Annotated in this window: 21 protein-coding genes and 2 pseudogenes; 4 read left to right on the top strand and 19 right to left on the bottom strand. The window is 67.7% G+C overall.

Annotation, left to right across the window (positions count from 1 at the left end):
* Window positions 1-96 precede the first annotated feature (96 nt).
* Both ID810_RS02520 and hisN read right to left on the bottom strand, forming a co-directional pair.
* The gene (locus ID810_RS02520; protein WP_166858807.1) at window positions 97-933 is read right to left on the bottom strand and encodes an undecaprenyl-diphosphate phosphatase; all 837 of its coding nucleotides are present in this window, start codon (window positions 931-933) and stop codon (window positions 97-99) included.
* 156 nt (window positions 934-1,089) lie between these two features.
* Window positions 1,090-1,902: a histidinol-phosphatase gene (hisN, locus tag ID810_RS02525; protein WP_166858808.1), complete on the bottom strand. Its 813-nt coding sequence runs from the start codon at window positions 1,900-1,902 to the stop codon at window positions 1,090-1,092.
* A gap of 344 nt (window positions 1,903-2,246) precedes the next feature.
* Here hisN and ID810_RS02530 point away from each other — a divergent pair, with 344 nt between their 5' ends.
* Complete coding sequence (locus ID810_RS02530) at window positions 2,247-3,035, top strand: ABC transporter ATP-binding protein (protein ID WP_195858795.1); 789 nt, start codon at window positions 2,247-2,249, stop codon at window positions 3,033-3,035.
* The gene (locus tag ID810_RS02535; protein ID WP_166858832.1) at window positions 3,035-5,527 is read left to right on the top strand and encodes an FtsX-like permease family protein; all 2,493 of its coding nucleotides are present in this window, start codon (window positions 3,035-3,037) and stop codon (window positions 5,525-5,527) included. The genes ID810_RS02530 and ID810_RS02535 overlap by 1 nt, the downstream gene beginning before the upstream one ends.
* A 36-nt stretch (window positions 5,528-5,563) precedes the next feature.
* Here the strand turns inward: ID810_RS02535 and ID810_RS02540 are convergent.
* Window positions 5,564-6,596 (bottom strand): annotated as a pseudogene (locus ID810_RS02540) (IS481 family transposase).
* Window positions 6,597-6,735: 139 nt separating this feature from the next.
* Window positions 6,736-7,416, bottom strand: a complete 681-nt coding sequence (locus ID810_RS02545; protein WP_166858830.1) for a response regulator — start codon at window positions 7,414-7,416, stop codon at window positions 6,736-6,738.
* Between the two features lie 45 nt (window positions 7,417-7,461).
* On the opposite strand from ID810_RS02545, the gene ID810_RS02550 reads away from it, so the two are divergent.
* Window positions 7,462-8,673: a sensor histidine kinase gene (locus ID810_RS02550; protein WP_195858796.1), complete on the top strand. Its 1,212-nt coding sequence runs from the start codon at window positions 7,462-7,464 to the stop codon at window positions 8,671-8,673.
* Window positions 8,674-8,682: 9 nt separating this feature from the next.
* On the opposite strand, the gene ID810_RS12750 is transcribed toward ID810_RS02550, so the two are convergent.
* The 8 genes and pseudogenes from ID810_RS12750 to ID810_RS02570 all read right to left on the bottom strand — a co-directional run.
* Window positions 8,683-9,114: a transposase gene (locus tag ID810_RS12750; protein WP_413227907.1), complete on the bottom strand. Its 432-nt coding sequence runs from the start codon at window positions 9,112-9,114 to the stop codon at window positions 8,683-8,685.
* 23 nt (window positions 9,115-9,137) lie between these two features.
* The gene (locus tag ID810_RS12755; protein ID WP_413227908.1) at window positions 9,138-9,392 is read right to left on the bottom strand and encodes a transposase; all 255 of its coding nucleotides are present in this window, start codon (window positions 9,390-9,392) and stop codon (window positions 9,138-9,140) included.
* A gap of 119 nt (window positions 9,393-9,511) precedes the next feature.
* Window positions 9,512-9,685 (bottom strand): hypothetical protein, encoded by a 174-nt coding sequence (locus ID810_RS12760; RefSeq protein ID WP_413227909.1) that lies wholly within the window; start codon window positions 9,683-9,685, stop codon window positions 9,512-9,514.
* Between the two features lie 394 nt (window positions 9,686-10,079).
* On the bottom strand, window positions 10,080-10,412 hold the full coding sequence (locus tag ID810_RS12340; RefSeq protein ID WP_235931769.1) for a hypothetical protein: 333 nt from the start codon (window positions 10,410-10,412) through the stop codon (window positions 10,080-10,082).
* A gap of 17 nt (window positions 10,413-10,429) precedes the next feature.
* The gene (locus ID810_RS12345) at window positions 10,430-10,654 is read right to left on the bottom strand and encodes a hypothetical protein (RefSeq protein ID WP_235931771.1); all 225 of its coding nucleotides are present in this window, start codon (window positions 10,652-10,654) and stop codon (window positions 10,430-10,432) included.
* Window positions 10,655-10,742: 88 nt separating this feature from the next.
* Window positions 10,743-11,138: a hypothetical protein gene (locus tag ID810_RS12350; RefSeq protein WP_235931773.1), complete on the bottom strand. Its 396-nt coding sequence runs from the start codon at window positions 11,136-11,138 to the stop codon at window positions 10,743-10,745.
* A 513-nt stretch (window positions 11,139-11,651) separates the two neighbouring features.
* Window positions 11,652-14,120: an FtsX-like permease family protein gene (locus ID810_RS02565; RefSeq protein WP_166858826.1), complete on the bottom strand. Its 2,469-nt coding sequence runs from the start codon at window positions 14,118-14,120 to the stop codon at window positions 11,652-11,654.
* A pseudogene (locus tag ID810_RS02570) lies at window positions 14,120-14,617 on the bottom strand (ABC transporter ATP-binding protein); the annotation flags it as partial. The pseudogene ID810_RS02570 and the gene ID810_RS02565, both read right to left, overlap by 1 nt.
* Before the next feature lie 115 nt (window positions 14,618-14,732).
* Between ID810_RS02570 and ID810_RS02575 the strand changes: the two are divergent.
* Window positions 14,733-16,334, top strand: coding sequence for an IS1634 family transposase (locus ID810_RS02575; RefSeq protein ID WP_166858839.1), 1,602 nt, complete (start codon window positions 14,733-14,735; stop codon window positions 16,332-16,334).
* A 12-nt stretch (window positions 16,335-16,346) separates the two neighbouring features.
* Here ID810_RS02575 and ID810_RS02580 read toward each other — a convergent pair whose 3' ends face one another.
* The 7 genes from ID810_RS02580 to modA form a co-directional block, all read right to left on the bottom strand.
* Complete coding sequence (locus tag ID810_RS02580) at window positions 16,347-16,646, bottom strand: ATP-binding cassette domain-containing protein (RefSeq protein WP_195858797.1); 300 nt, start codon at window positions 16,644-16,646, stop codon at window positions 16,347-16,349.
* Between the two features lie 539 nt (window positions 16,647-17,185).
* Complete coding sequence (locus ID810_RS02585) at window positions 17,186-17,992, bottom strand: hypothetical protein (protein ID WP_166855323.1); 807 nt, start codon at window positions 17,990-17,992, stop codon at window positions 17,186-17,188.
* A complete protein-coding gene (locus ID810_RS02590; protein WP_166855321.1) occupies window positions 17,992-19,635 on the bottom strand; it encodes an HsdM family class I SAM-dependent methyltransferase in 1,644 nt (547 codons plus the stop codon). Before ID810_RS02590 ends, ID810_RS02585 begins: the two co-directional genes overlap by 1 nt.
* A 92-nt stretch (window positions 19,636-19,727) precedes the next feature.
* Complete coding sequence (locus ID810_RS02595) at window positions 19,728-20,771, bottom strand: zinc-binding dehydrogenase (RefSeq protein WP_166855319.1); 1,044 nt, start codon at window positions 20,769-20,771, stop codon at window positions 19,728-19,730.
* Window positions 20,772-20,880: 109 nt separating this feature from the next.
* The gene (locus ID810_RS02600; RefSeq protein ID WP_166855317.1) at window positions 20,881-21,705 is read right to left on the bottom strand and encodes a HesA/MoeB/ThiF family protein; all 825 of its coding nucleotides are present in this window, start codon (window positions 21,703-21,705) and stop codon (window positions 20,881-20,883) included.
* The gene (gene modB, locus ID810_RS02605) at window positions 21,702-23,753 is read right to left on the bottom strand and encodes a molybdate ABC transporter permease subunit (protein WP_166855315.1); all 2,052 of its coding nucleotides are present in this window, start codon (window positions 23,751-23,753) and stop codon (window positions 21,702-21,704) included. The genes ID810_RS02600 and modB overlap by 4 nt, the downstream gene beginning before the upstream one ends.
* Complete coding sequence (gene modA / locus ID810_RS02610) at window positions 23,750-24,559, bottom strand: molybdate ABC transporter substrate-binding protein (RefSeq protein WP_166855313.1); 810 nt, start codon at window positions 24,557-24,559, stop codon at window positions 23,750-23,752. Before modA ends, modB begins: the two co-directional genes overlap by 4 nt.
* Window positions 24,560-24,567: the final 8 nt, after the last annotated feature.

Below are 24,567 nucleotides of genomic sequence, written 5' to 3' on the forward strand. Positions count from 1 at the left end.
TCCCTGGGACTGACGGCCGACGACGGTGCACCAGCGGGCTGGTGACCGCCCCACACGTCCCGTGCCGTCGGCCCACCCCTCGCGCCGCCGCTGCTCTCAGGCCGTCACCAGGCCGGAGGCGACGAGCGCCATGATGGCCGCGCCCAGGCCCACGCGGTAGACGAGGAAGCCCGTGAATGTGTTGGAGGAGACGAACCTCAGCAGCCACGCGATGGTCGCGTAGGCGACCAGGCCGGACACCACGGTCGCGATGAGCGTGGCCCCCCACCCGACCGTGGCCGCGATGTGGTCGGCCTCGCCCACCGCCTCGAGCAGGCCCGCGGCCACGAGCGCGGGGATGCCCATGAAGAAGGACAGGCGCGTGGCCGTCACGCGGTCGAAGCGCAGGAACAGTCCCGCGGAGATCGTCGCCCCTGAGCGGGAGATGCCCGGCAGGACCGGTGCGAGCGCCTGGAAGCAGCCGATGATGAGCGCGTCCTTGACCGTCACGTCCCGCATGCCCTTGCTCAGGTCCGTCCGGCGGTCCGCCAACCACATGACGGCCGACCAGACGATGAGGGCGCCCGCGATGACCCACAGGGAACGGGCCGTGACCTCGATGAAGTCCTTGAGCGCCAGGCCGACGACGGCCACCGGCACCGAGCCCAGGATGATGCCCCAGCCGAGCGTGTAGTCGGGGTTCTCGCGGGCCTCGCGGCGCACCAGCCCCTGGCCCCAGGCGGCGACGATGCGCACGATGTCGGACCAGAAATAGACGACGGCGGCCAGGATCGCGCCGACCTGGATGACGGCGGTGAAGGCCGTCATCCCGACCGTGTTGATGTCGTAGCCGAGGAGCTTCTCGACGATGTTGAGGTGCCCGGTGGAGGACACGGGCAGGAACTCGGTGATGCCCTCGACGATGCCGAGGATGACAGCGTGCAGCCAGTTCATGGCGCTCCAGTGCTAGCGCGGACGGTTCTTCCGGCAGGCTACCGCCAGCGCGGCGCATGGGCGGGTGCCGGGCCCTGTGGCCCCGCCCTCAGTGGGGCTGCGCGCGGTGGGCCGCCGTCGGCCCCTCAGCGGTCCCGGGCCCCGGACCGACAGGCCTCAGTCGGTCTCGTGATCGAGCAGGGCCAGGGCGGCCTCGTGCAGGAGCGTGTTGGTGGCCAGCGCGTCACCCCCGAAGGGACCGGGCTCACCGGCCAGCGAGGTGAAGGTGCCGCCCGCTTCGGCGACGATGGGCACGAGGGCGCTCATGTCGTACAGCTCGAGCTCGGGCTCGGCGGCCAGGTCGACGGCGCCCTCGGCCAGCAGCATGTAGGACCAGAAGTCGCCGTAGGCGCGCGTGCGCCAGCAGGACTGCATGAGCGAGAGCATCCCGCGCAGGCGACGGCGCTCGGCCCAGCCGGACAGGGACGAGTAGGACAGGGAGGCGTCCTCCATCCCGGCGACGCTTGAGACGTGCAGCTGCCGGGCGGCGGACAGGGAGCGTCCGCTCCAGGCCCCGCCGCCCGCGACCGCCCACCACCTGCGGCCCAGCGCGGGTGCGGAGACGAGGCCGACGACGACCTCGCCGTCCTCGACGAGGCTGATGAGCGTGGCCCACACGGGCACGCCCCGCACGAAGTTCTTCGTGCCGTCGATCGGGTCGATGACCCACTGGCGCGGGGAGTGGCCCGAGGTGCCGTACTCCTCGCCGAGCACGGAGTCGCGGGTGCGGGCCCGCCCGAGGTAGTCGCGGATGAGCCGCTCGGCCTCACGGTCCGCGTCCGTCACGGGGGTGAGGTCCGGCTTGGTCTCGACGGCGAAGTCCTGGTGGTCGAAGTGTGCCAGGGTCTGCGGGTCCACCTGGTCCGCGATGGTGTGCGCCAGGTGCAGGTCGTCGCGCCAGCGGCGCTCCGGGGGCGGGGTGTCAGCCATGGCTCGACCGTATCGTGCGCAGGAGCGCGGATCGGGGATTCCGGCCGGTGACGCGTGCGGACGGTTCTGGTGCGAGGACCCCTGACCGGGGCCGTCGTGCGTCCGGTCGCGCAGCCGGTGCCCTGCTCAGTGAGTGGTGGTGGTGCGAAGGCTCAGGGGCCGTGCGGTTGTGACCGCGGTCTCGCCCGGGGGAACGAGGCGGGATGGTACGGAGGTAGTAGAGGGTCTGCCATATATGTGCCCAGCGGCTGAAGAGTTCCGTCCTCAGGCGTATTCCCGGTGATTTCCCAGGCTTCTACTGTGGAACACGTTTGCTGGTACGAGCTGTGATGGAGGAACCCTTGATGCCGACTTCCACCGAATCCGCCTATCCGGGACTGTCGGGGGCCGATGCGGCTTCGCCGACCGTGGTCGAGGCGCGCATGCTGTGCAAGGTCTACGGCACCGGCGGCGCGCGGGTCACGGCCCTGGACCATGTCTCCCTGGCCGTCAGTCGCGGCCAGTTCGTGGCGGTGATGGGTCCGTCCGGCTCGGGCAAGTCCACCCTGCTGCACTGCCTGGCGGGCCTGGACACCCCGGACGCAGGCAGCGTGTTCATCGCTGGGGAGGACCTGGCCGGGATGAGTGACCGCCAACTGACGGCGGTGCGCCGTGACCGGCTCGGCTTCGTGTTCCAGGCCTTCAACCTGCTGCCCCAGCTGACGGCGGAGGAGAACATCCTGCTGCCGCTGCGGCTGGCGCACCGCAAGCCCGAGCAGGACTGGTACGACGCCGTCATCGACTCCCTGGGGATCGGGGACCGGCTCGGGCACCGGCCCAGTGAGCTGTCCGGCGGGCAGCAGCAGCGGGTGGCGGTGGCACGCGCCCTGGTGGGACGTCCGGAGGTCGTCTTCGCCGACGAGCCCACCGGAGCCCTGGACAGCGCCTCGGCCGCCTCCCTGCTGGAGACGCTGGCCCGCATGTGCGAGGTGCTGGGGCAGACGGTGGTCATGGTCACCCACGATGAGAACGCGGCCGAGGCAACCAACCGGATCGTCCGGCTGCGGGACGGGCGGATCGTCGGCGACGACGTGCTCGCCCGCCCCACCGGCCAGCACGCCGCCCCGGCAGCCGCCGTGCAGGGGGTGCGCTGATGCCCGCCATGCTCGACCTGCGCCGCACCGCGGCCGCCCTGGTGGCGATCGCCATGAGCGCCGCACTCATAGTTGTCAGCCTTATCATCTCCGATTCTTCGACCGCCCAGATGACGGCGGCGGCTCGCGCCTCGGTCGGCGACGCCGACGTGGTCGTCATCGCCGACAGCCATGACGACGCCACGGACGGGACCCTGCCCGAACAGGCGGTCCGGGATGTCGCCGCCGCCGACGGCGTGGCCAGCGTGCGTCCCTACATTGAGGGCTCGACTTGGATTGTGCACCCGGCGGGTTCCGCATATAGCACACATCCCTTCGTGCTCGAGGTACCCGAAATAGGTGGTGGGACACGCTTGATGTCGGGACGTCTGCCGGAGAAGGAGGGAGAGGTAGCCCTTTCCCCGGCCGCTGCGCAGGCCCAGGACCTTGAAGTTGGAAGTACCGTATCCTTCAAAAAAGCGTTCACTGAAGCTGAGAATAGTTCGACCGCAACGGTTGTGGGCATAATTCAAGCCGGTGCTGAGATAACCCGACGCGGTGCGGCTAGCGAGTATGTCTTTGCGACTGCGGAAGAACGTGCGGTACTCGGGGTGCCGGAGACTCCTGTTGTTCTATATGTGACGGGCTCTGTGGGCGCAAATTCCGCTACGCTCATGAATTCGGTCGAGCAGGCTGCTAAGTATTCTCAGCCGGGCGCGGGTGTTTACACCGCTTCCGATATCGCGGTAATGCGGACCTCTGAACAGAGTGCGGTGGATTCGCTGACGATGACACTGTTCCAGTTGCTGGGACCGGCGTGTGCTGTGGTTGCGGGAATAGTGATTGCGACTACGTTCAGCACTCTGGTAGCTCGGCAGGCGCGACAGACCGGTCTGTTGCGTTGCATCGGAGCCACCCGGCGCCAGGTGCTCGGATCGGTGCTGCGCACCGGGCTGATCACCGGGCTGGTGGGCTCGGTGCTGGGTACCGGGCTTGGCATTGGATTGGCCGCGCTGGTGTCACGCGCAGGCCTGGTTGAGGGCCTGGAATGGCGGTACTTCACAGTCTCATCACGGTCGCTTCTCCTAGGGGTCTTCCTCGGCACCGTAGTGACGCTGGTGGCGGTGCTGCGTCCGGCCCGTCGCGCCACCCGGGTCTCCCCCTTGGTGGCCCTGACAGGACAGGTGAGCGATGAGCGCTCGCTCAGCCGTCGGCGCGTGATCGGCGCGATCGTGGGACTGGTGGTAGTAGTGATCGGTTTGGTCATTACTGGATTGAGCATTCAAGTGCGGGCCGTTGAGTACACGGCTGTCGGCGCGGTCATTCTGGTGCTGGGTGTACTGGCAGGGCTGCCGCTGCTGGTTATTGGTGCCTCCCGTGCCACGGAGCGACTCGTCGGCGGAGCGCGTCGGCCAGTGTTGCAACTCGCCACCCGTAACCTGGCCCGTAACCCGGGGCGCGCAGCCGCTACTACCGCCTCGCTGCTGGTTTCTGTGGCCGTGGCCTCCACTCTGGTCACCGGTCTTGCCAGCGTACGGGCATCAATGGATGGCTATGTCAATAGCGGCAGTCCCATAGACATCCGGGTCAACGCAATTCCCGCCGATGCCGATACGTCAGCACTGACCGCCCGGGTAGAGAACGTGGACGACGTTGACCGGACGGTGCTGGTATCCATGCTGGATGTGAGGATTTCTCCGGAGACGATTGGAGGAAATGAGATTACCGTTTCCGCGGTGGATGTGGCTGAGGTCTCTCCGGTCATTCGTTCCCACACGGGGTTGGAGGGACTTGATGACAACACACTGATCGTTGGAGGGATCTATCACCTTCCGGAGGGTACGCCCGTGACGCTCACGGGGCCTGCGGGCAGTGCCGAGCTGACCGTGCATGTGGAGGAGGGCGGCTTCGGGCCGGTCATTACGCCCGCGGTCGCAAAGAAACTGGTCGGAGACAACCTAACGAGTTCATCCCTGTGGGTGCGTACCGTCGGCGACGGCAGTAACGCCGCGACGGGTTCGCAGGTGCGTCAACTCCTACAGGGGGAAGGCTACGTCATCACGACCGCTGCAGCCAGCCGCACCACATTCACTAACTACATCAACTGGATCATCGCGGTTATCGTCGTGGTACTGGCCTTCGCGCTCCTGATCACCCTGTCCGGCATGGCCAATACCACGGACGTGAGCGTGCTGGAACGGGTCCGAGAGATCGGTGTGCTGCGGGCCACCGGCGTGCAACGGCGTCAGGTAGGAGGACTCTTCATCACCGAGGCGGCACTGACCTCGCTGCTGGGCGGCGTGATTGGAGTCCTCTTGGGCACGGTTTTGGGTCTGGCGGGCGTAGCCGCTGCCATGGGCGCCGACACCGGGTCGGACCTGGTACTGCGGGTGCCCTGGCTATGGCTGGTGGCGATCCTGCTCGTAGCCGCGGCGGTCGGCGTGCTCGCCGCACTGCGCCCCAGCAACCGTGCCGCATCGGTAGTTGCAGTCACGGCGATTGCTCAGGAGTGAAGCAGGCTCGTCTGCCCTACTCCTTCCCACTGTCCACTACATCGAACACACAGACTTCTCCAGACCGTACTGATCGGGGAGGTTGGTCAAGCGTGTGATGGGTGGTTTGCCGTTGCAGGCTTGGTGGGGTCGGTGGTGATTGTAGTGGTGGATCCGTCCGGGCAGGGCGTCGCGGCGCTCTTGCTCGCTGGTGTGGCAGCGGGCGTAGGCCCAGCCGTCGGCCAGGGTGCGGTGGAAGCGCTCGATCTTGCCGCCCTGTGTGGCCGGTAGGGCCGTGTCTTGCTCACCGTGATGGGGTGCTGGCGGCACAGCGCGTGCCACCGGCGTGACCTGTAGGCCGGCCCGTTGTCGGACAGGACCCGCTCGATGCGCACGCCCCGGGCGGCGAGGCATGCCACGGCCCGCTCCAGCACGGCTGTGGCGGTGGCTGCCATCTCGTCGTCGTGGACCTCGCTGTAGACCACGCGTGAGTGGTCGTCGATGAGCCGGTGCACGCACGCGTAGCCCAGGCCTGTCCCGCGGCGTTTGCCGTTGGGGCTGCTGGTGGTGGCGGCGCGGTTGCGTGTGCCCCGTTGGCGCCCGACGTAGCGCCAGCCGCCGCCGTCGGGGATGTTGCCGATCTTCTTGACGTCGACGTGGATCAGTGAGCCGGTGGTCGTGCTCGTAGCGGCGCACAGGCTGGCCGGTGGCCCTCTCGCAGGCCGACAGGCGGTTGTCCACGTGGGCCAGCCGGTTGAGCCCGCAGGAGGTCAGGATCCGTGTGACGGTCGACGGGGCGATACCCAGGCGGGCAGCGAGCTGGACGGGTCCTTCGCGCAGCCGCAGGCGCAGGCTCACGCAGCGTCGCACAACGCGCTGCGGGGTCCTGGTAGGGCTGCGGTGGGGCCGCGAGGAGCGGTCCTGCATCGACTGGCCCGCCGGCCCGGTAGCGCTCGGCCCACCGCTTGACGGTAGGCCACGAGACCTGGAACCTGGCGGCGACCTCACAGACAGGCACACCGTTGTCGACAACCAGACGGGCCACCTTCAGACGGTGACGTGGGGTCAGGGCTGCGTCAGCGTGGGACACAAGGAGGGCCTTCCTGGCTTGACGTGGCGCTGATGCGAGTCCCACTCAACCAGCAAGGCCCTCCCCTCGTCACACGTCTGGATCACAGTCCTTCAACCAACATCCCCGGTCAGTACAGCTAGGTGATGACGGTCTCAGGCTACGGATGTTGAGCCTTGGTGGCTTCAATTACGAGCCGCAGGCGTGAATCGACGCCGTACTTGTGCATCAGACTCGACACGTGGCGTTTGACGGTGCTCTCGGCGATGAACAGCTTCTCCGCGATCTCTGCGTTGGACATGCCCTCACACAGCAGGCCCAGGACGTTCTGCTCGGCCGGGGTGACGCCGTCGGGAGCCCTCCTTCGCTGCACCGGGCGCAGGTGGTCGGCGACCAGTCTGGAGGCAGCGTCCGGGGAGATGCTGGTGCCGCCGTGGTGCGCGGCGACGATGGCACGGACGACTTCATTCGGCTCATCGGTCTTGTACAGGAAGCCGTTGGCGTGCTGAGTCAACGCAGTCAACATGGCGGTGTCATCGTCGAAGCCGGTCAGGAGTACCACGGCTATTTCTGGAGACTCCTGCTTGATGCGCGACAGCAGCTCGAGGCCGTCCATGCCGGGCATGCGTACATCGGTGAGCACGACGTCGACGTTCCTGCCGCGCAGGAAGGCCAGTGCGTCCGTGGCGGACTTGAAGGCGCGCAACAGCTCGATCTGGGGCGCGCTCTCCAAGTAGGTGCGCAGCGCGTGCAGGACGTACACGTCGTTGTCCACGGCGACCACCCGGATGGGGGCATCGCTGGCTCCGCCTGCCGAGGGGAGGACGTCAGGAGTAGGCATGGCCTAAGGTTAGGCGCGAACCCGTTCCCGTCGGGAGCTGTCACCGTGTCCGTGTTTTCTTCGCTACGTTCGTCCCTCGTCTCGTTGCACTCATCCCTCCTGCCCGCGCAGGAGGAGCCGGGTCTGTGGCGACCAACCCGCCGGACACACCTGCTGCACCTGGGTGTGGCCGTGTTCCTTTTGGTCTTCGCATACCTCTTCACGGGACTGCCTCACGAACCGGTGCCAGTTGGGCTGACGGTGCTCTCCTGCATTGCGCTCCCTGTGTTCTCTGCGATGCCGGTAGTCGGCATGTTGCTGGGCGTCGCGGCGACGTGGGCTGCTTCATCTGTTGAACAGGACACCGGTATCGTTGCGACTCTGGCGGTATGGAGTGTCATTAGCGTATTGATCGCTCGCGGTTGCCCCAGGTGGATAGTCTATTGCTTCGCGTATCTGGTTGCTGTTCCAGTAGTTTGGGTCGCGGCACGTCAAGGGCAATGGGTTAATGGTTTTATTTGGATAGTGCTTGTTGGGATTCCCTGTGTGGTGCTGGGTGAACTATTGCGCCGTCAGCGCGACCGTGCCAACGAAAACGTTCGTGACAGGCGTCAGGCGCTGGTGCGGCAGCGTCGGCTTATCGCCTCCGAGCTACATGACACGGTCGCGCGTGACCTCGCCTACGCGGTAATGACTGCCGAGCAATTGAAACTCGCTCACCCAGAAGACGATGATCTTGTGCGTGGACTTGATGCTGTGATCGAACCCGTGCGCATGGCCGTAGGCCAACTACGGCGCAGCCTGCAGAATATAACCGCGACGGACAATGATGACGCTGTGCTGCTTTCGTCTGTCACATCGCCGCGGCCTATTACATCAGTGCTCGCGGATGCGCGGCGCGTGCTAGAGGCACGTGGAGTTTCGTTGGAGGTTGAAGGGACAGAACTATTTCAGAGTGAGGGAGTCCTCACTCCGGGTATGCAGCAACAGGTGTTGCGGGTGGTCAACGAACTTATTGATAACGCTACTAAGTATACATCCGCCGATGGTCGAGTCCGAATAACGGTTGAGACCAATGGCCATGCACTCGAATGTATGGTAACGAACCCCGTTGATGTGAACCCCTCGAAGGATGTCGCGCTCTCGTCGGGAATCGGTCTGGAGGGTGCCCGCCGACGGGTAGAGACTCTGGGCGGAGAGCTTGTCACTAACCAGGGTGGAGGGCGCTGGGCGGTGACTTTTACTGTACCTGTGCGAGGTGCGTGGCAGAACGCGTAGAAGGGCTCTTCACGATCCAGGGTGTAGCAGGGGGCGGAACCCGCCGGCTTCTAGCAGTGCTCGGGTGGTGTGGTTGGTGAGGTTGCGAAAGCCGAGCGCGGCGGGGCGTAGGTGCTCCAGGCGGCCGTTGACGGCTTGGGTGGGTCCGTTGGAGGTGCGGGGGTGGTCGAAGCAGGCCAGTACGTCGGTGGCGCGTGTGTGCAGCGTGCGCCCCAGGACGGTGACCTCGCTCAGCTCGGGTGGCACGCCGTGCGAGATGCTGGTGATCAGCTTGTGCATGAGGGTCTTGCCCTGGGCCCTGTCACGATGGCGGTAGGCGGCCACCATCCTCTGGTAGATCCACCAGGTGACCTCGACCGCGGTGTGCTCATCGTGGGCGAACAGCTCCTCCAGGCGGGCGCGCTGCTTGCCGGTGAGCAGGTCCTCACCGGTGTGCAGCATCCGGCGCGCCGGTGTGCAGCAGGTCACCAGCGCGCCCCTGGCCGGCCGTGCAGCTGCTGCTGGACACGCCGGCGCCAGGAGTCGAGCGCGTCACCGGCCAGGCGCACCACGTGGAAGGGGGCCGCGCACCGCCCTGGCCTCAGCCAGCTCCTCGCTGGCGGCGGTCCTGGCACCCCGGTCAAGCCGTCCATGGCGACCGGCTCGATGCCCTGCCTCCAGGCCTGGGGGCGCGCAGCCAGCCAGGCCTTGAGCACCTGCTTGGAGCGTCCGGAAACCATGTCAAGCAGACGAGCCGGGCCCGTGCCGTCCCTGAGAGGGGTCAGGTCGACGACCGATGGTGACGCACCTTGCCGCCCCCCTTGAGCGTGTGGCGCCACACAACAGGGGGCACCTCCCGCTAGAGAGCGTAGCGCGCGGGGCAATCATCGACCCCGATGACCCTCACCCCGTCGAACCGGCCCGGCCTGTCGATCAGCACACGCCTGCCCTCGGCCAGCACCGCGTCATTGACCGTGTGCCACGACACCCCCAGACCTGCGGCAATGCGCGAGACGGTCAGGTGGTCGATCACCAGCGCCTCCAACGCCCAGCGCATCGCGCGACACGACAGCCTCGCCCGCTGCGCTGCTGCACAGGTCAGGTCCTCACGCCAGGCGCGCCCGCACCCACCACACGTGCAGCGCCGCACACGCACCAGCAGCGCGGTCGGGCGGTGACCCAACGGCTCGTGCACGAACCATCGCGTGTCGGTTCCACGCGACAGCGCCCTGCCGCCGCAGCCCCGGCACCAAGGATCTGGTTGAGCAACCCGGCACTCGCTTCCCCGCCCGGTCCGCCTCCAGACGCCGGCCCACGGCCACCAGACCGAGCTCGTCGAGACGGCAGAAGGCGGAGTGCCTCATGTCAAGGTGCCCGCGAAAGTGGTTCGGTGCCTCATCTGGAAGTGCCCGCGAGGCTGTGGGGGTCTAGGAGGTGGCTTTCTTGATGCGGGTGCCCTTGTGGGCGTCGGGCGGGACGCTGGGGAGCTGGGCGAGGTGGAGCTGGTCGGTCTTGTCCTTGGCCAGAGCGATGAGCAGGTCCTGGGGCTGGCCGGTGCGACGGGTGGTGGCGGCCGGGTTCAGCTGGTTGCGGTAGGCGGTCAGCTCCTGCTTGTGCTTGTCGGTCAGTACGTCGGTGTCCAGCAGCCGGTCCAGCGGGACACGGGGGCGTCGTACAGGCGCTTGCGCTTGCCGGCCTTGTCGGTGCCCCCATCCGATGGGCTTCTTGGTAGGGGTCAGGTAGCTGGCCTGCGCGTCCACCAGTACCCACAACCGGTTCAGAACCTCCCGCTCGGCGTCGGTGTCGTAGCGGTGGTAATAGCATAGTGGCGTACCAGGTGGTTGTTCTTGGACTCGATGGTGGCCTGGTCGTTCTTCGTGTGTGGACGGCCTCGGGTGAGATAGATGTCCAGGTCCGCTGCCCACTTGACCACCTCGTGGTTGATGAGCTCGCTGCCGTTGTCGACGTCCATTCCCGTGGTGAGGAAGGGGATATCGTCCACGGCCTGGTCCAGGGCTGCCTTGATGTGCGTCTCGGCGTTGTTGCGGATGGATCGGGTGAAGGTCCAGCCGGTGAGATGCCGGTCATGCTCAGGGTGCGGCGAGCTCGCCCTTGAGCAGCGGGCCGCAGTGGGCGACGGTATCGACCTCGAAGAACCCCGGGGACCGCTCGACCTCGTCGTCGGCCTTGCGGGTCCTGATGGGGCTGCGCAGCAGCGGTCCGGTCTTCGTGGTGCTCTTGGCGCGCAGCCGGTCCTTGGCCCTGGCAGGGGCGGGACAACGGTCGATGGTCGCCGCGCTCATCTGCTCCAGCTCACGGCGCACGGCCTGGCTGTGCCGGCCCTGACCGTCTACGAGCTCGCCCGCGGCCTCCGGCAGGTCCAGGAGCAGCGGCATTGATACCTTCAAGTACTTGCCGCACTGTCCGCCGCTGGCCGCCCACACGCGCTGTAAGACCTTTAAGGCGTCGTAGGAGTACTTGCGCACCCTGGTCCTCTAACCTGCCAGTTCCTGGAAGGGCGCCTGGCCACCGCCCTCAGGCGCCTCCTGGCGTTATCCCGGCTCCAACCGGTCACCGCGCACACCTCATCCAGCATCCTCCCCTTGTCCTTCTTCGACGCCTTGGCACACGCCCCTGCGTACTTCCTAGTGATCTCCGCCCTGACCTGCATTGACAACCCACTCCCCATGCCCACCACGATCCGCGACACTCGCGGGCAGTTCCAGATGAGGCACCGAACCACTTTCGCGGGCACCTGAGATGAACCTCGTCGAAGGCTGTCAGGTCAGGGGTCGCGAAGGTAGCATCAAGCACGTCGAGGTCTTCCCGGTGGGTGTGTCAGAGCTCCCATCATCGGAAGACCTCGCCCCCTACCCCGCCACCGACACGCTCAGCCACCCACCCCCTCAACCGCGAAGAGCCGGAAGTCTGTCATGCTCTGCGTGGTGGACGACGGTGTACGAAGGGCTGGCAGTCCTCCTTCTTCCCGACCGCCAACGTCACTCTTGCGCGAGGGCAATGACCGGAGGAACGGCAGCCGCGCGGCCGGCAGGTCGCAGGGATGCACCAATTCCGATGAGTGCCGTGATCGCCAGTAGGCCGAGCAGTGGGAACCAAGGCAGGCTCACGCGGAGGCCGAAGTTGCCCATGGCGGCAAGCGATCCGACCGCTCCGAGCAGCGCTCCGGCGATGATGCCCAGGACGCCGCCGATTAGTGCCAGCAGTACCGCCTCGGTGACGACGAGCCTGCGGATTCCAGAGCGGTCAGAACCGATGGCACGTAGAAGCCCGATCTCTCGGGTTCGCTCCACCACAGAAACGTCGGTCGTGTTCGCCATGCCGGACAGACAGATCACGAGGGCGGCGACCATGACCAGGCCGATGGTGAGCTCGGTGCGCTGGAGAAGTGCCGTGAACTCGTCGCGGTCCTCGGAGCTGCCCTGAGCCATGAGGTTCTGGCCGCGGATGGCCTGGCTGACCGCGTCCTCGACGGTCTTGGAGGAGCCGTCGCCGGTGGTGCGCACCCACATGACCGCTTCGGTGGACGCGCCTCCGTTCAGGCGTTGCGCCGTAGCGGGAGTGATGGCCGGAGTCCACCATGCATTGTTGTGGCGAGCGGTTAGCTCGACACTGCCAGCCGGACCGGTCAGCGTCACCCGAGCACCGTCGGCGATACCCTGGTGGTCGTTGACGACCAGCACATCATCGTCAAGGTCCTCCATGCCGGAGGTGGAGCGAGAGACAGTAGAGACATCTGCAGGGCTGAAGAAACTGACTCCGATCGGCTGGGTGCGGCCGTCCACGGTCATGTCTACGTACATGCCGGGAACAAAGGTGGTCCCCTCTACCCCATCAACTGCCTCGACCGTTGCAGTAAGCGCTTCCTTATCCGTATCTGGTTCCACCCCGAAGATCGTGATGTCAATCGGTGAGTTCTCCGCCCGGATTCGCTGGTAGGAGTCGTTGACGGAGAAGAAGGCCACGAGCACCGCGGAGCCGACCAGCATGCACAGGAACAAAGTGGCGGTGGTTGCAGTGGAGCGCCCCCTGTTGCGGCTCAAGTTGCGTGCCGCCAGATGGAGGGTCGGGTACCTACTGTCGGAGCCGATTCGTTCCACGAGGCTCACCAACACCCCGACCAGGAACGGCAGGGCGAGCAGAATGCCCAGCGCTATCAGCACGGCGCCACCGACCATGACGTAGAAGCTCTGTGTGCTCGCTCCGAAGATGAGGACCGCGGCGCCGCCTACTACCAGCAGGCCGCCGCCCGCTGCCGCCCATGCCCGTCCGCGGCCACGCCGCTGCGGCGCCGCTGTCAGTCCGGTGACCGCAATTAGTGGGGAGACGCGGGAGGCTCGGCGGGCGGGCCGGAGCACCGCAATGAGGGTGACGAGCGTGCCCAGCAGGATCGTGGCTACGAGGCCCCGTGGCGTGATCGTGAGCTGGTCCGTACTCAGACCGCTGATGATCCCCGAGCGGATCACGGCTGCTGCCACGCCGACTCCGACTGCCGCCCCCAGGCAGGAGCCGATCAACCCGGTAAGAGCGGCGGTGCGCAGGACGGAGCGCATTACCTGAGGGCGGGAGGCACCAATGCATCGCAGCAGTCCGATCGTGCGGGTCTGGCGGGCGATCAAGGTGGTGAATGTGGTGGCGATGACGATCGCCGCCACCACCGCGCACACGGGTGCCAGCAGATTCAGAGTCGTGGTGATGACGGTGGCGCCGACGGTGGATGAGGCGGCCCGCTGCGCTATGGCTTCATCAGCGCTCAAGACGACTGCCCCGGGCAGGGTGGCTTGTACCGTCTTCGTGACTTCGTCCAGCACCGTGCCGGTATTGGCACCGGCACGCGCAGTCACATAAATGTTGTAGTAAGACGTGTCCGCTCCCATGGCGGCCAGCTGTTCGGGCACTGCGTACACGGTTCCCTGCGTACCTTCGTCGCGCGCCCCCGCGTCAGGCCCGGGCGAGACAATGCCGACGATGATGGGGCTCGTGTGCACGTCGCCGTAGTAGTCGTTCTTGAGGCGGACCGTGTCGCCCACGCTTAGGCCCTGCATCTGTGCCAAGAGGGTGCTGATCGCTACCTCATTGACGGCGTCGGGCAGCCGACCGGCGATCAGTGACGTACGCTCGCCGAGCGTGGGGACGTCACGCGTCACCACCGCGGTATCTCCCACTGACAGATCAAGCTGAATCACGTCCCAGTGCTCGCCACGGGCAGACTCGACGCCGTCGAGGCCCGCGAGCCGGGAGACCAAGGTGTCGTTAAGGCCTTCCCCGCTGTCAGCACGGCGTCCGGCATTCACCACCACGTCGGCGCTGCCGACGGACAGCTCGGCGTTGCTGCGCATCTGGGCAGTGAAAGAGTCGGACACGACGAAGGCAAAGGCTATGAGTGCCGCGCTCATGGCGATCGCCACCAGGGCGGCCGCGGTGCGGCGCAGGTCGAGCATGGCGGGCATCAGCGCACCCCCTGCACGGCGGCTGCCGGGGCGGCGTGCTGGCCGGTGGGGCGGGCGAGCACGTCGTCGCCGACGATCCGCCCGTCCCGCAGCCGGACGATCCGGTTGGTTGCCTCGGCCGCGTTCTCATCGTGGGTGACCATGACCACCGTCTGCCCCAGCACCTCGCACATGCGGGCCAGCGTCTCCAGCAGGGAGGCGGCCGAGGCGCTGTCCAGGGCTCCGGTGGGCTCGTCGGCGAAGACGACCTCCGGACGTCCCACCAGGGCGCGTGCCACCGCCACCCGCTGCTGCTGCCCGCCGGACAGCTCACTGGGCCGGTGCCCGAGCCGGTCCCCGATCCCCAGGGAGTCGATGACGGCGTCGTACCAGTCCTGCTCGGGCTTGCGGTGCGCCAGCCGCAGCGGCAGCAGGATGTTCTCCTCCGCCGTCAGCTGGGGCAGCAGGTTGAAGGCCTGGAACACGAAGCCGAGCCGGTCACGGCGCACCGCCGTCAGTCCTGACTTTTGACACTTGGTGTGGGGCTGGGTGGTTTTGGTTGGGTTTTCGTTGATTTTGTGCGGCTGCAGGGGGCGGGTTGGGTCACTAAGGAGGCTGGTTATGATGGGGTTTGTGAGCCCGTTCATCCGTCAAGTGCGTACCGCCTCGGGGGCCACGGCCGTGCAGATCGCGGTCAAGGAAGGCCGACGTAACAAGGTTGTTGAGCACATCGGTTCTGCTCATACCCCTGGCGAGCTTGCTGCCTTGGTCCAGGTCGCGCAAGAAAAGCTCCATCCCGGCCAGCTCCAGCTGGACCTGGACCTCCCGTCGGGGTCGGCAGGCTCCAGGCCGGGTGTGCATGGGGACTACCAGCAGACGGCCATTGGCGCAGCGCACCTGGTTTCCCACCGCAGCGGCTTGTTGTGGCAAGTCCTTTGCGATGCTTGGCAGGATCTTGGCTTTGACCAAGCGGTGGACGATGAGGCCTTCAAGCAGATTGTCCTGGCCCGGCTGATCGAACCCACTAGCAAGAGCGCTATAGCAGCGATGTTGACCAGCTTGGGGCTGGAGTCCTTTGACTCACGCACCCACTTTCGTGCCCTGACCCGTTGCGTGGAGCGTGATTACCGCTCTGCTCTGGCTCGTGCGGCCTTGGAGCATTGCCTGGCCTGTGGGGATGTGTCCTTGGTGTTGTACGACGTGACTACCTTGTACTTCGAAGCAGAGAAAGAAGACGCGCTGCGCAAGGTCGGCTACTCCAAAGAACGCCGCGTGGATCCCCAGATCCTGGTCGGCCTGCTAGCAGACCGTAACGGTTTCCCGTTGGAGGTCTCCTGCTGGGAAGGCAACAAAGCCGAGACCCACACCCTCATCCCTACCATCGAGGCCTTCAAGCAACGCGCCGGGGCGGAGCACCTAGTAGTCGTAGCTGATGCCGGGATGCTCTCCAGCGCTAACTTGCAGGCGCTTGACCAAGCCGGCTACGGCTTCATTGTCGGGGCCAGACAGACCAAGGCACCCCTGGACCTCCAAGCGCACTTCTTCTGGCACGGGGACTGCTTCACCGACGGGCAGACCATTGACACAATCACCCCACGCCACGGTGGTAAACAAGAACGCAATCAGCACCTCAAGGACGAACCGGTCTGGCACCCACAGACACACCCGGGCTCGTGGCGGGCGATCTGGGTCTACTCGCGTAAACGCGCCGCCAGGGACAGCAAGACCCTTACCCTCCAGGAAAACCGGGCCAGAGCCATCGTTGCCGGGGAAAAAGCCATGCGCTCAGCCAGGTTTGTCACCACCAGCTCCTCAGGAAGAGGCCTGGATGAAAAGGCCCTGGCCAGAGCGCGGCGTCTAGAAGGGCTAAAGGGCTATGTCACCAACATCCCCGCCCGCACTATGAGCGCCAGCGAGATCGTGGCCGACTACCACAATCTGTGGAAGGTGGAACAGTCCTTCCGCATGTCCAAACACGACCTACGCGCCCGCCCGGTCTTCCACCACACCCGCCAAGCCATCGAGGCCCACCTGACCGTGGTCACCGCCGCCCTAGCCGTAGCCCGCCACCTCCAGGCCGCGACCGGTGTCTCCATCAAGAAGATCGTGCAAGCCCTACGACCCGTCATCGACGTCACCATCAACATCAACGGACACGAGCTCACAGCCACCAGCCAACCCCAAGGCCAAGCCGCCAACATCCTGGCCAGCCTCACCAACAAAACGGGTCACTAACAGTGTCAAAAGTCAGGTCAGTTGGCGGTCACTCATCCCGGCCAGGTCCTCCCCAGCGATGAACACGCTGCCTGCGTCCGGGGTGTCCAGGCCCGCCAGGCAGTGCAGCAGGGTGGACTTGCCCGAGCCGGACGGACCCATCACCGCCACGAACTGGCCGCGACTGACGGCCAGGGAGACATGGTCCAGGGCCGTGACCTGCGCGCCGCCGGTGCCGTAGACCTTGCACAGCATGCGGGCCTCGACCACGGTCGGCGAAGCCGCATCGGCCCCGGACAGTCCCGGATAGGCGGATTCGGTGGAAGTCGGCATCAAGGGTTCCTCCATCACAGCTCGTACCAGCAAACGTGTTCCACAGTAGAAGCCTGGGAAATCACCGGGAATACGCCTGAGGACGGAACTCTTCAGCCGCTGGGCACATATATGGCAGACCCTCTACTACCTCCGTACCATCCCGCCTCGTTCCCCCGGGCGAGACCGCGGTCACAACCGCACGGCCCCTGAGCCTTCGCACCACCACCACTCACTGAGCAGGGCACCGGCTGCGCGACCGGACGCACGACGGCCCCGGTCAGGGGTCCTCGCACCAGAACCGTCCGCACGCGTCACCGGCCGGAATCCCCGATCCGCGCTCCTGCGCACGATACGGTCGAGCCATGGCTGACACCCCGCCCCCGGAGCGCCGCTGGCGGGGAGGTGGTGGGGCTCATATCGTGAGCGTAACGGCGGGGTGGGTGCGCTCGCGGTTGCCGCGCGTGAGCCCCGACGTCAGTGGGTCGGCACGAAGCCGTCTCGTCGGTGACGCGCGAGCTGGTGCTCACTGGCCGGCGCGGCCTCGAGGACTGTGTCGATCATGGATGGTCTCCATGAAGGGGTTGACACCGAGATCTGCCGGAATCAGATCCGGCACGACGGTCGTTCCCTCTGCGCGTGGCTCGTAGGCGAGGAGCGTTGTGGCGGTGTAGCCGTTGCCGTCGCCGCGGTCTCGCAGCTTGCTTGCGCATCATGTCGATGGCCTTGGCGAGCTGGGCGGGCGTATCGGCGATGGAGGTCGAGACGACGAAGGCGAAGCCGACTGCGGCTAAGGGATAGCGCGCCCTGAGGTTGCCGGCATCCCCGTACGTCTCCTCAAACCTGTTGGACAGGTTATTGCCGTAGGACGAGCTTTGGGACTTGGGTGACAGCAGGATCTCCGGCCCGGTGCGCCAGGAGGACATGACCACATCAACCTGCTTGACGTATGCCCGTCCGAGAATCGTCGCGTCCTGAGGGGCGACGCGAGGCATCCTGGTCAGACGGGCTCGCAGATCGACCGCGATCGTCTTCGGGAGGGCTGCCAGCAGGGCGGCGACGTCGCTTGGCAGCACACGGGGCTCTTGCGCTCTGGGCCAGATCCTGTCTGGATCGAAGCCGGCGCGGCGGAACTCGTGTGCGAACCAGGCGTCGAGCCCCTTGCCGAGGAGCCCTGACTGGGTGGAGGCCCCCTCTGAGACTGGGATCGTGAGGATGGAGCCCAGCAGGTCCAGGTCCGCCTCATAGTGCCGGTCGTGGCCGGTGCCCCGCCATGCGGGCAGGGCTGTGCGCTCGGAGATGATGCGGTCGTAGCGGGCGAATCCTGTCGCCGTGGAGGTGGCAGGCGCGCAACGGGGTTGTGTCATCAGACCGTCTTCTTTCGGCAGTGGCGACGTTGGGTCAGGGTCTCGCGCATGTCGCGCATCTCCTCAAGCGCGAAGGCACCGACGACCCTCGGCAGATCCAAAGCATCATCGACGGCGTGCCGGAGGGCGGTGGCGCCCTCCTCAACCAGCATCTCGCGCGCGTGGGACCACAGTGCCTGAAGGGGATCGAGCCGGGCGCGAATGAGACCGGGCGCCGGAACAGGCAGACGCCGCGCCTCCGCGGGCTCGAGCTTGAGCAGGCCGCCGCCATATGCGCGGCCGACGACCTCCGCACCGAGTGCCGTCACCGAGTTGTGCGAGGCGAGCGCGAGCAGCGACAGGGGCAGGTCGCGCAGCCCCTCATCCAGGATGAGACCGTGGACGGAGTTCAGGTGGAAGACGTTGGCCTCATTGGCGCACACGCTCACACAGTCGTCGTTCATGTAGGTGATGAACAGATCGGCCCGTGGAGCCAGAGGAACCCGCCACCACGGCGAGCGGACACGGCACTTGTAGGCGTCCGAGACGCCCGCCGCCTCTCCGGCCCGGATGAGGGCGTAGCCCGCGGCGGAAGGCTCATCCTCAGGGTAGAAGAGGAAGGTTGGCTTGCCTGTGGCGTCGAGGTGGGACATGTCCTCGGAGGTGAGGGTAAGGCGACGCAGGTGGGTCGAGCCGGGTGGGCTCAGACGCACCAGGTCCGCCGGTGCGAGTCCCAGCTCCGTGACTCGCGCTGACGTCAGCGCGAAAAAGGTGTTGGCGCCGGTCACGGTCCCCAGGGACACACGCCCCCATTGACTCAGCGTGGTGAAGACTGCCGACGCCTGGGTGGTCAGCTGGGTGTACGCAGGCGAGCTTGCTAAGGCAGTTGTCCACTTCTCGCCCGGGAAGGTGGGAGTCCACCGGCGAGAAGGTGTCTGGTGACTGAGGTCCTCCATGTTGTGGAGCTGGACGACCTCGAAGTGGTCAGTCCCACCTGGCTCGGCGTCGTATCCCTGCGCAAGGAGAAGAACGACCTCTTCCTGGACGTCCGGAAAGACGCGCTCGGCGAATAGCACCAGGCGTACCGAGGTGAAGCGCCGCAACAAGTACTCCCGTACGGCTGCCGCATAGTTCGCTGACAGCAGCTCAGCGGGAAGGACGAGGCCCATCCGGCCCCCACGGGTGAGGAATGAGGCCGCGTGAACAGTGAAGGCGGCCCAGGAGGAGGCGAGCGCAGTCAAGGCCACCCCTTGGGCCAGGGCGGCGGCGCGAGCCTTGCTGCGCGACCTGCCGTGAAAATCCTGGTAGCGAATGTACGGCGGGTTGCCGATGACGGCATCGACCGGCGCTCCGACCGTGTGGTCGAAGAAGTCGGAGACGGACACAGTCGCTTGGACGCCGCGGGCGGCAAGAGCGTCGCGTGCCCGGAGTACAGACTGCTCATGCAGGTCCACGCCGTGCAGCTGATGGGGTGTCGGCCTGCCGCCCAGTGACTCGATACGTCGAGCAGCGGCCTGCAAGAAGACGGCCTCACCGCAGGAGGGCTCCAGAATGGCGTCAGTGGGCGAGCGCAGCGCCCACTGCGCGATGAAGGTGGCGATGGGCTCGGGGGTGAAGAAGGCGCCGCGGCCCTTGCGGACCTGCCGGGAGTCGACGTACTGCATAGGACAACGATCCCCCGACCTCTGACACGAATGTGCGGCTGATGCTACCGCGGCGTCCCCGGGCGGCTGGCGCGGGGACGCCGCCAGCCGTGTCAGACCTCCAGCAGCACCTTGATCTCACGGCGCTCATCCATGGCCTTGTAGCCCTCGGCGGCGTCGGCGAGCGGGATGCGCGAGGTGAAGACCTTGCCGGGGTGGATCTCGTCGGCCTGGATGCGGCGGATGAGGTCGGGCAGGTAGGCGCGCACCGGCGCCGGCCCGCCGTGCAGGTGCACCTCGGCCATGAACAGCCCCAGGCCGTCGATCGTCTGGTCGTGGGAGACGCCCACGAAGCCGACGTAGCCGCCGGGCCGGCAGGAGGCGATCGCCTGGTCCATGGACTCCTGGGTGCCGACGGCCTCGCACACGCCGTGCGCCCCGTAGCCGCCGGTGAGCTCCCTGACCTTCGCCGCACCCTCAGCGCCGCGCTCGGCGATGACGACGTCGGCACCGAACTCACGGGCCAGCGCCGCCCGGTCCTCGTGACGCGAGAAGGCGATGACCCGCTCGGCGCCCAGGGCCTTGGCGGCCAGCACTGCGCTGAGACCCACGGCACCGTCGCCGACGACGGCGATGGTCTTGCCCGGGCCGGCCTGGGCGGCCACGGCGGCGAACCAGCCGGTGCCCAGCACGTCGGAGGCCGCGAGGTAGTCGGCGATCTTCTGCGGGTCCTCGGGCTTTCCTCCGGGGACGACGACGAGGGAGCCGTCGGCCTGCTCCACGCGCATGTACTCGGCCTGCGAGCCGGTGTAGCTGCCGGCGTTGACGCAGCGCGAGGTGTAGCCCGCCTGGCAGATCTCACAGGTGCCGTCCGAGAGCATGAAGGAGCCGATGACGAAGTCGCCCACCGTGAGCGTGCTCACCTCGTCCCCGAGCTCGACGACCGTGCCGACGTACTCGTGGCCCATGTACTGGTTCTCCACCGGCTGCAGACCCCGGTAGGGCCACAGGTCCGAGCCGCAGATGCAGGCGGCCTCCAGCTTGAGGACCGCGTCGGTGGGCTTGACGACGCGAGGCACGTCGATCTCGTCGACGACGACGTCGCGGGGAGCGCGCATGAGGACGGCGCGCATCTTCTGGGGGATTTCAGCAGTCATCGTGGTAGCTCCTCACTCGCAGCGGCTCCCGTATCGGCGCCCGAGAGCCGTAACTACTTCATGGTAGGAAGTTTCGTGTCGGCGCGTAAGCCCCCGCCGGGTCCTCCCGTCAGTCCCCACGGCCGGGCGTGGCGTGCGGTCCGCACACGGGGCAGTCCGGGTGGCGCGTCACCCGGACCTCGTCCACGCGTGCCCCCCAGGCGTCGAACACGAGCAGGCGCCCGATGAGAGGCCGCGCACCCCCGACGACGAGCTTGAGGACCTCCGCGGCCTGCACCGAGCCGATAACCCCGGGCAGGACCCCAAGGACACCGGCCTCTGCGCCGGTCGGTACCGATCCGGCAGGCGGTGGAACCGGCCGCAGACACCGGTAGCAGGGCCCATGCTCGACGTCGAAGACACCCACCTGGCCGTAGGTGCCAAGGACCGCCCCGTGCACGAGCGGCACGCCGAGCCGTGCGGTGGTGTCGCCGAGCAGGTAGCGGACGGGGAAGCTGTCGGTGGCGTCGACGACGACGTCCCACCCGTCAAGGACCTCCAGGGCGTTGCCCTCCGTCACCCGCTCGGGCACCGCAACCACCGCCACGTCCGGGTTGAGGGCGGTCAGCGCCGCGTGCGCCGAGGCGGTCTTGAGAGTGCCGGCGGCCTCAGTGCTGTGCAGGACCTGGCGCTGGAGGTTCGAGGTCTCCACGACGTCGGGGTCCACGAGGCCGAGCGTGCCGACACCGGCGGCCGCCAGGTACAGGGCGACGGGGGAGCCCAGCCCGCCGACGCCCACGATGAGGACGCGTGCCGCACGGATCCGCTCCTGGCCGGCCGTGCCGACCTCGGGCACGAGGATGTTGCGCGCGTAGCGCTCACGCTCGGCCGCCGACAGCGCCTTCCGGCGCGAGTCGTCGACGACCGGCTCCCAGATGCCGACGCGGCGCGTCATGACTTCTCCTTGCGGGGGACGGCGGCCTCGCTGGACAGCGCGCCGCGCGAGGCGAGCAGACGCACCTGGACAGCCTTGACGACGCAGGTGGCCGCACCGCCCGGCTCCAGGCCCAGGTCCGCGATCGCGCCCGCGGTGACGACGGCGGTCAGCCCCTGCCCGTCGCCCAGGGCCAGACGCACCTGCACCAGGGCGCCCGCCCGCTCCAGAGCGGTGACGGTGACGGGCAGGGCGTTGCGCGGTGAGCCGTGAGCGGCACCGTCCACCGGGTAGAGCGCCACGGCGTCGGGCGGCACGAGGGCCAGACCCTGCCCGCCGGGCGTCTCCCACGGCTCCCCGGGACGCCCCGCGACCCGGGTGCCGTCCGCCAGGACCAGGACCGGGGCCTCGGCGTCGCCCGCGAGACGCCCGGCGAGCACCGACGTGCCCGTCAGGTGCGCCGTGAAGGAGGAGGACGGGGCGGCCAGAACCCGGGCCGTGGGCCCAGACTCCACGACGCGGCCGGACTCGAGGACGACGACCTCGTCGGCCAGTGCCGTGAGGTCGAGGACGTCGTGCGTCACCAGCAGGAGGGTCAGACCCTCCTCAGCCACGCGGCGGGCGACGAGCAGACGCATGTCCTGGCGGGCGGTGACGTCCAGGGCCGCCATCGGCTCATCGAGGACGAGGACCGCCGGGTCCGTGGCCAGGGCCCGCGCCAGCGCGACACGGGCGGCCTGCCCACCGGAGAGCTGCGAGCCGGGCCGGTGCGCCAGGTGCGCCGCACCGACGGCGACCAGCTCGTCCAGGGCGCGCTCGCGGGCCGCCGCGCGTGCGAGCCCCCGGCAGCGCGGCCCGAAGGCAACGTTGTCAAGGACGCTCATGTGGCCGAAGACCCCCGGCGCCTGGGACAGCAGGGCGACCCCGCGCCGCCCGGCCGGGACGAAGACACTGCCGGGGGCACCGCCGTCGAGCAGCCGTCCCCCCACGCTCACGCTCCCTCCCTCGGCGTCGAGCAGCCCGGCGAGCACGGCGCAGGCCGTCGACTTGCCCGAGCCGTTGGGGCCGACGAGGGCAACGGCGCGACCCGCCTCGACGTCGAGGCGCAGGCCGACGCCGCGCTCGGCGCAGGTGAAGGACAGGTGGATGCTGCGACCGGCCGCGTCCTGACCTCGTGGGGGATAACACCAGTTCTCGTGGGGAATAACACCAGTTCTCGTGGGGGATAACACCAGTTCTCGCGGGGGATAACACCAGTTCTCGCGGGGGAGGGGGAGGGAGTGCCAGGGGATGCTTGTGGCGGCGACGACGACGAGGGACAGGGCGATGAGCACCACCGCCAGCGCCAGCGAAGTTGCCGTGTCGTTCTCCCGCTCCAGGTAGATCGCCAGCGGCATCGTGCGCGTCACCCCCTCCTTCGAGCCCGCGAAGGCGATGGTCGCCCCGAACTCGCCCAGGCTACGGCCCAGCGCCAGGGCCGTGCCCCGGGCCAGAGCCGGGGCCACGAGGGGCAGCGTGACCCGTCCCAGGACCGTCCACGGGCCCGCCCCGAGCGTGCGCGCCACCGTCTCCGCCTGCCCGTCCCGGCTGCGCAGTGCCGCCTCGAGCGTCACCACGAGGTAGGGCATCGACACGAAGACCTGGGCGATGACGACCGCCGTCGTCGTGAAGGAGACCTGCACCCCGGCCGCCTCCAGTGCCGGGCCGAGCAGGCCGCGCTTGCCGAGGGTCGACAGCAGGGCGATGCCCGCGACGACCGGAGGCATCGTCATCGGCAACACTGCCAGGACGCGCGCCACCCTGACCCCCGGCCACTGTCGGGCCAGCAGCAGGGCCAGGGGGACCCCGAGCAGCACGGACACGGCCGTCGCGATGACGCAGGTGCGCAGGGACAGGCCCAGGGCCGCCCTCGCCGGGCCGGAGGCGAGCAGCATTGGCACGTCCGCCCACGCCACCCGCGTGCCTAGGCCGACGAAGGGCAGCGTCAGTGCCGCCGCACCCAGGATCCCCAGCAGGAGGACCGGGGCGGGCAGCGGGCTGCGGGCGGCCCGGGGATGGCGGGCGCTCACGGGGCCGCCGGGGCCCCGAAGCCGTAGGAGGCGAGGATCTCCTGGCCGGCCTCAGACAGGACGAAGTCGACGAAGGCTTGGGCGGCCGTCGCGTTCGCCGCCTGGGAGGTGACCGCAACGGGGTAGTGGTTGATGACGGAGTTGGCGGGCAGTGCGATCGACTCGACGGCCGCGCCCGCGGCGGCCGCGTCGGTGGTGTAGACGATGCCCGCGTCGGCCTGACCGGACTCGACCTTGCCGCGCACGTCACTCACCTTCTGCTCCTCCGAGACCGGGTTGAGGGTGATCCCCAGCTCGGCGGTGAGCCTCGCCGTCGCCTCGCCGCAGGGGACGGCGAGGGCGCAGGTGACGAGGTCCGCACCCTCCAGGGAGGCGTCCAGGCCCGTGATGCCGGCCGGATTACCTGCGGGCACGATGAGGGTCAGGACGTTGGTGGCGAACTCCGTATGCTCCCCGACCAGGTCCTGGTCGACGGCGTCCTGCATGGTGGAGGTGCTCGCGGTGGCCAGGACGTCGGCTGATGCGCCCTCGGCGAGCGCCGCGACAAGGTCCTGCGAGCCCTGGAAGTCGAAGGACACGGAGGTGCCGGGGTGGGCGCGGGTGAAGGCCTGCACCAGCTCCTCGTAGGCCTTCTGGAGGGAGGCGGCGGCGAAGACGGTGATCTCACCGGAGACGGTGCCCACAGTGCCGGAGGACCCGGCGGCTGTGGTGGCCGGGGTGGCCGGGGTGTCGGACGCCCTGGAGCCGCAGGCGGCGAGCACGAGGCAGGAGACGAGGGCGAGTGTGATGACAGCGGCGCGGCGCATGGCGGTCA

This window comes from Actinomyces respiraculi, assembly GCF_014595995.2.
Classification (GTDB): domain Bacteria; phylum Actinomycetota; class Actinomycetes; order Actinomycetales; family Actinomycetaceae; genus Actinomyces; species Actinomyces respiraculi.

Bases quoted from the DNA above. Each gene is read 5' to 3' on its own strand.
- ID810_RS02520 (WP_166858807.1), bottom strand. From the start codon at position 933: ATGAACTGGCTGCACGCTGTCATCCTCGGCATCGTCGAGGGCATCACC.
- hisN (WP_166858808.1), bottom strand. From the start codon at position 1,902: ATGGCTGACACCCCGCCCCCGGAGCGCCGCTGGCGCGACGACCTGCAC.
- ID810_RS02530 (WP_195858795.1), top strand. From the start codon at position 2,247: ATGCCGACTTCCACCGAATCCGCCTATCCGGGACTGTCGGGGGCCGAT.
- ID810_RS02535 (WP_166858832.1), top strand. From the start codon at position 3,035: ATGCCCGCCATGCTCGACCTGCGCCGCACCGCGGCCGCCCTGGTGGCG.
- ID810_RS02545 (WP_166858830.1), bottom strand. From the start codon at position 7,416: ATGCCTACTCCTGACGTCCTCCCCTCGGCAGGCGGAGCCAGCGATGCC.
- ID810_RS12750 (WP_413227907.1), bottom strand. From the start codon at position 9,114: ATGCTGCACACCGGTGAGGACCTGCTCACCGGCAAGCAGCGCGCCCGC.
- ID810_RS12755 (WP_413227908.1), bottom strand. From the start codon at position 9,392: ATGGTTTCCGGACGCTCCAAGCAGGTGCTCAAGGCCTGGCTGGCTGCG.
- ID810_RS02565 (WP_166858826.1), bottom strand. From the start codon at position 14,120: ATGCCCGCCATGCTCGACCTGCGCCGCACCGCGGCCGCCCTGGTGGCG.
- ID810_RS02580 (WP_195858797.1), bottom strand. From the start codon at position 16,646: ATGCCGACTTCCACCGAATCCGCCTATCCGGGACTGTCCGGGGCCGAT.
- ID810_RS02585 (WP_166855323.1), bottom strand. From the start codon at position 17,992: ATGACACAACCCCGTTGCGCGCCTGCCACCTCCACGGCGACAGGATTC.
- ID810_RS02590 (WP_166855321.1), bottom strand. From the start codon at position 19,635: ATGCAGTACGTCGACTCCCGGCAGGTCCGCAAGGGCCGCGGCGCCTTC.
- ID810_RS02595 (WP_166855319.1), bottom strand. From the start codon at position 20,771: ATGACTGCTGAAATCCCCCAGAAGATGCGCGCCGTCCTCATGCGCGCT.
- ID810_RS02600 (WP_166855317.1), bottom strand. From the start codon at position 21,705: ATGACGCGCCGCGTCGGCATCTGGGAGCCGGTCGTCGACGACTCGCGC.
- modA (WP_166855313.1), bottom strand. From the start codon at position 24,559: ATGCGCCGCGCCGCTGTCATCACACTCGCCCTCGTCTCCTGCCTCGTG.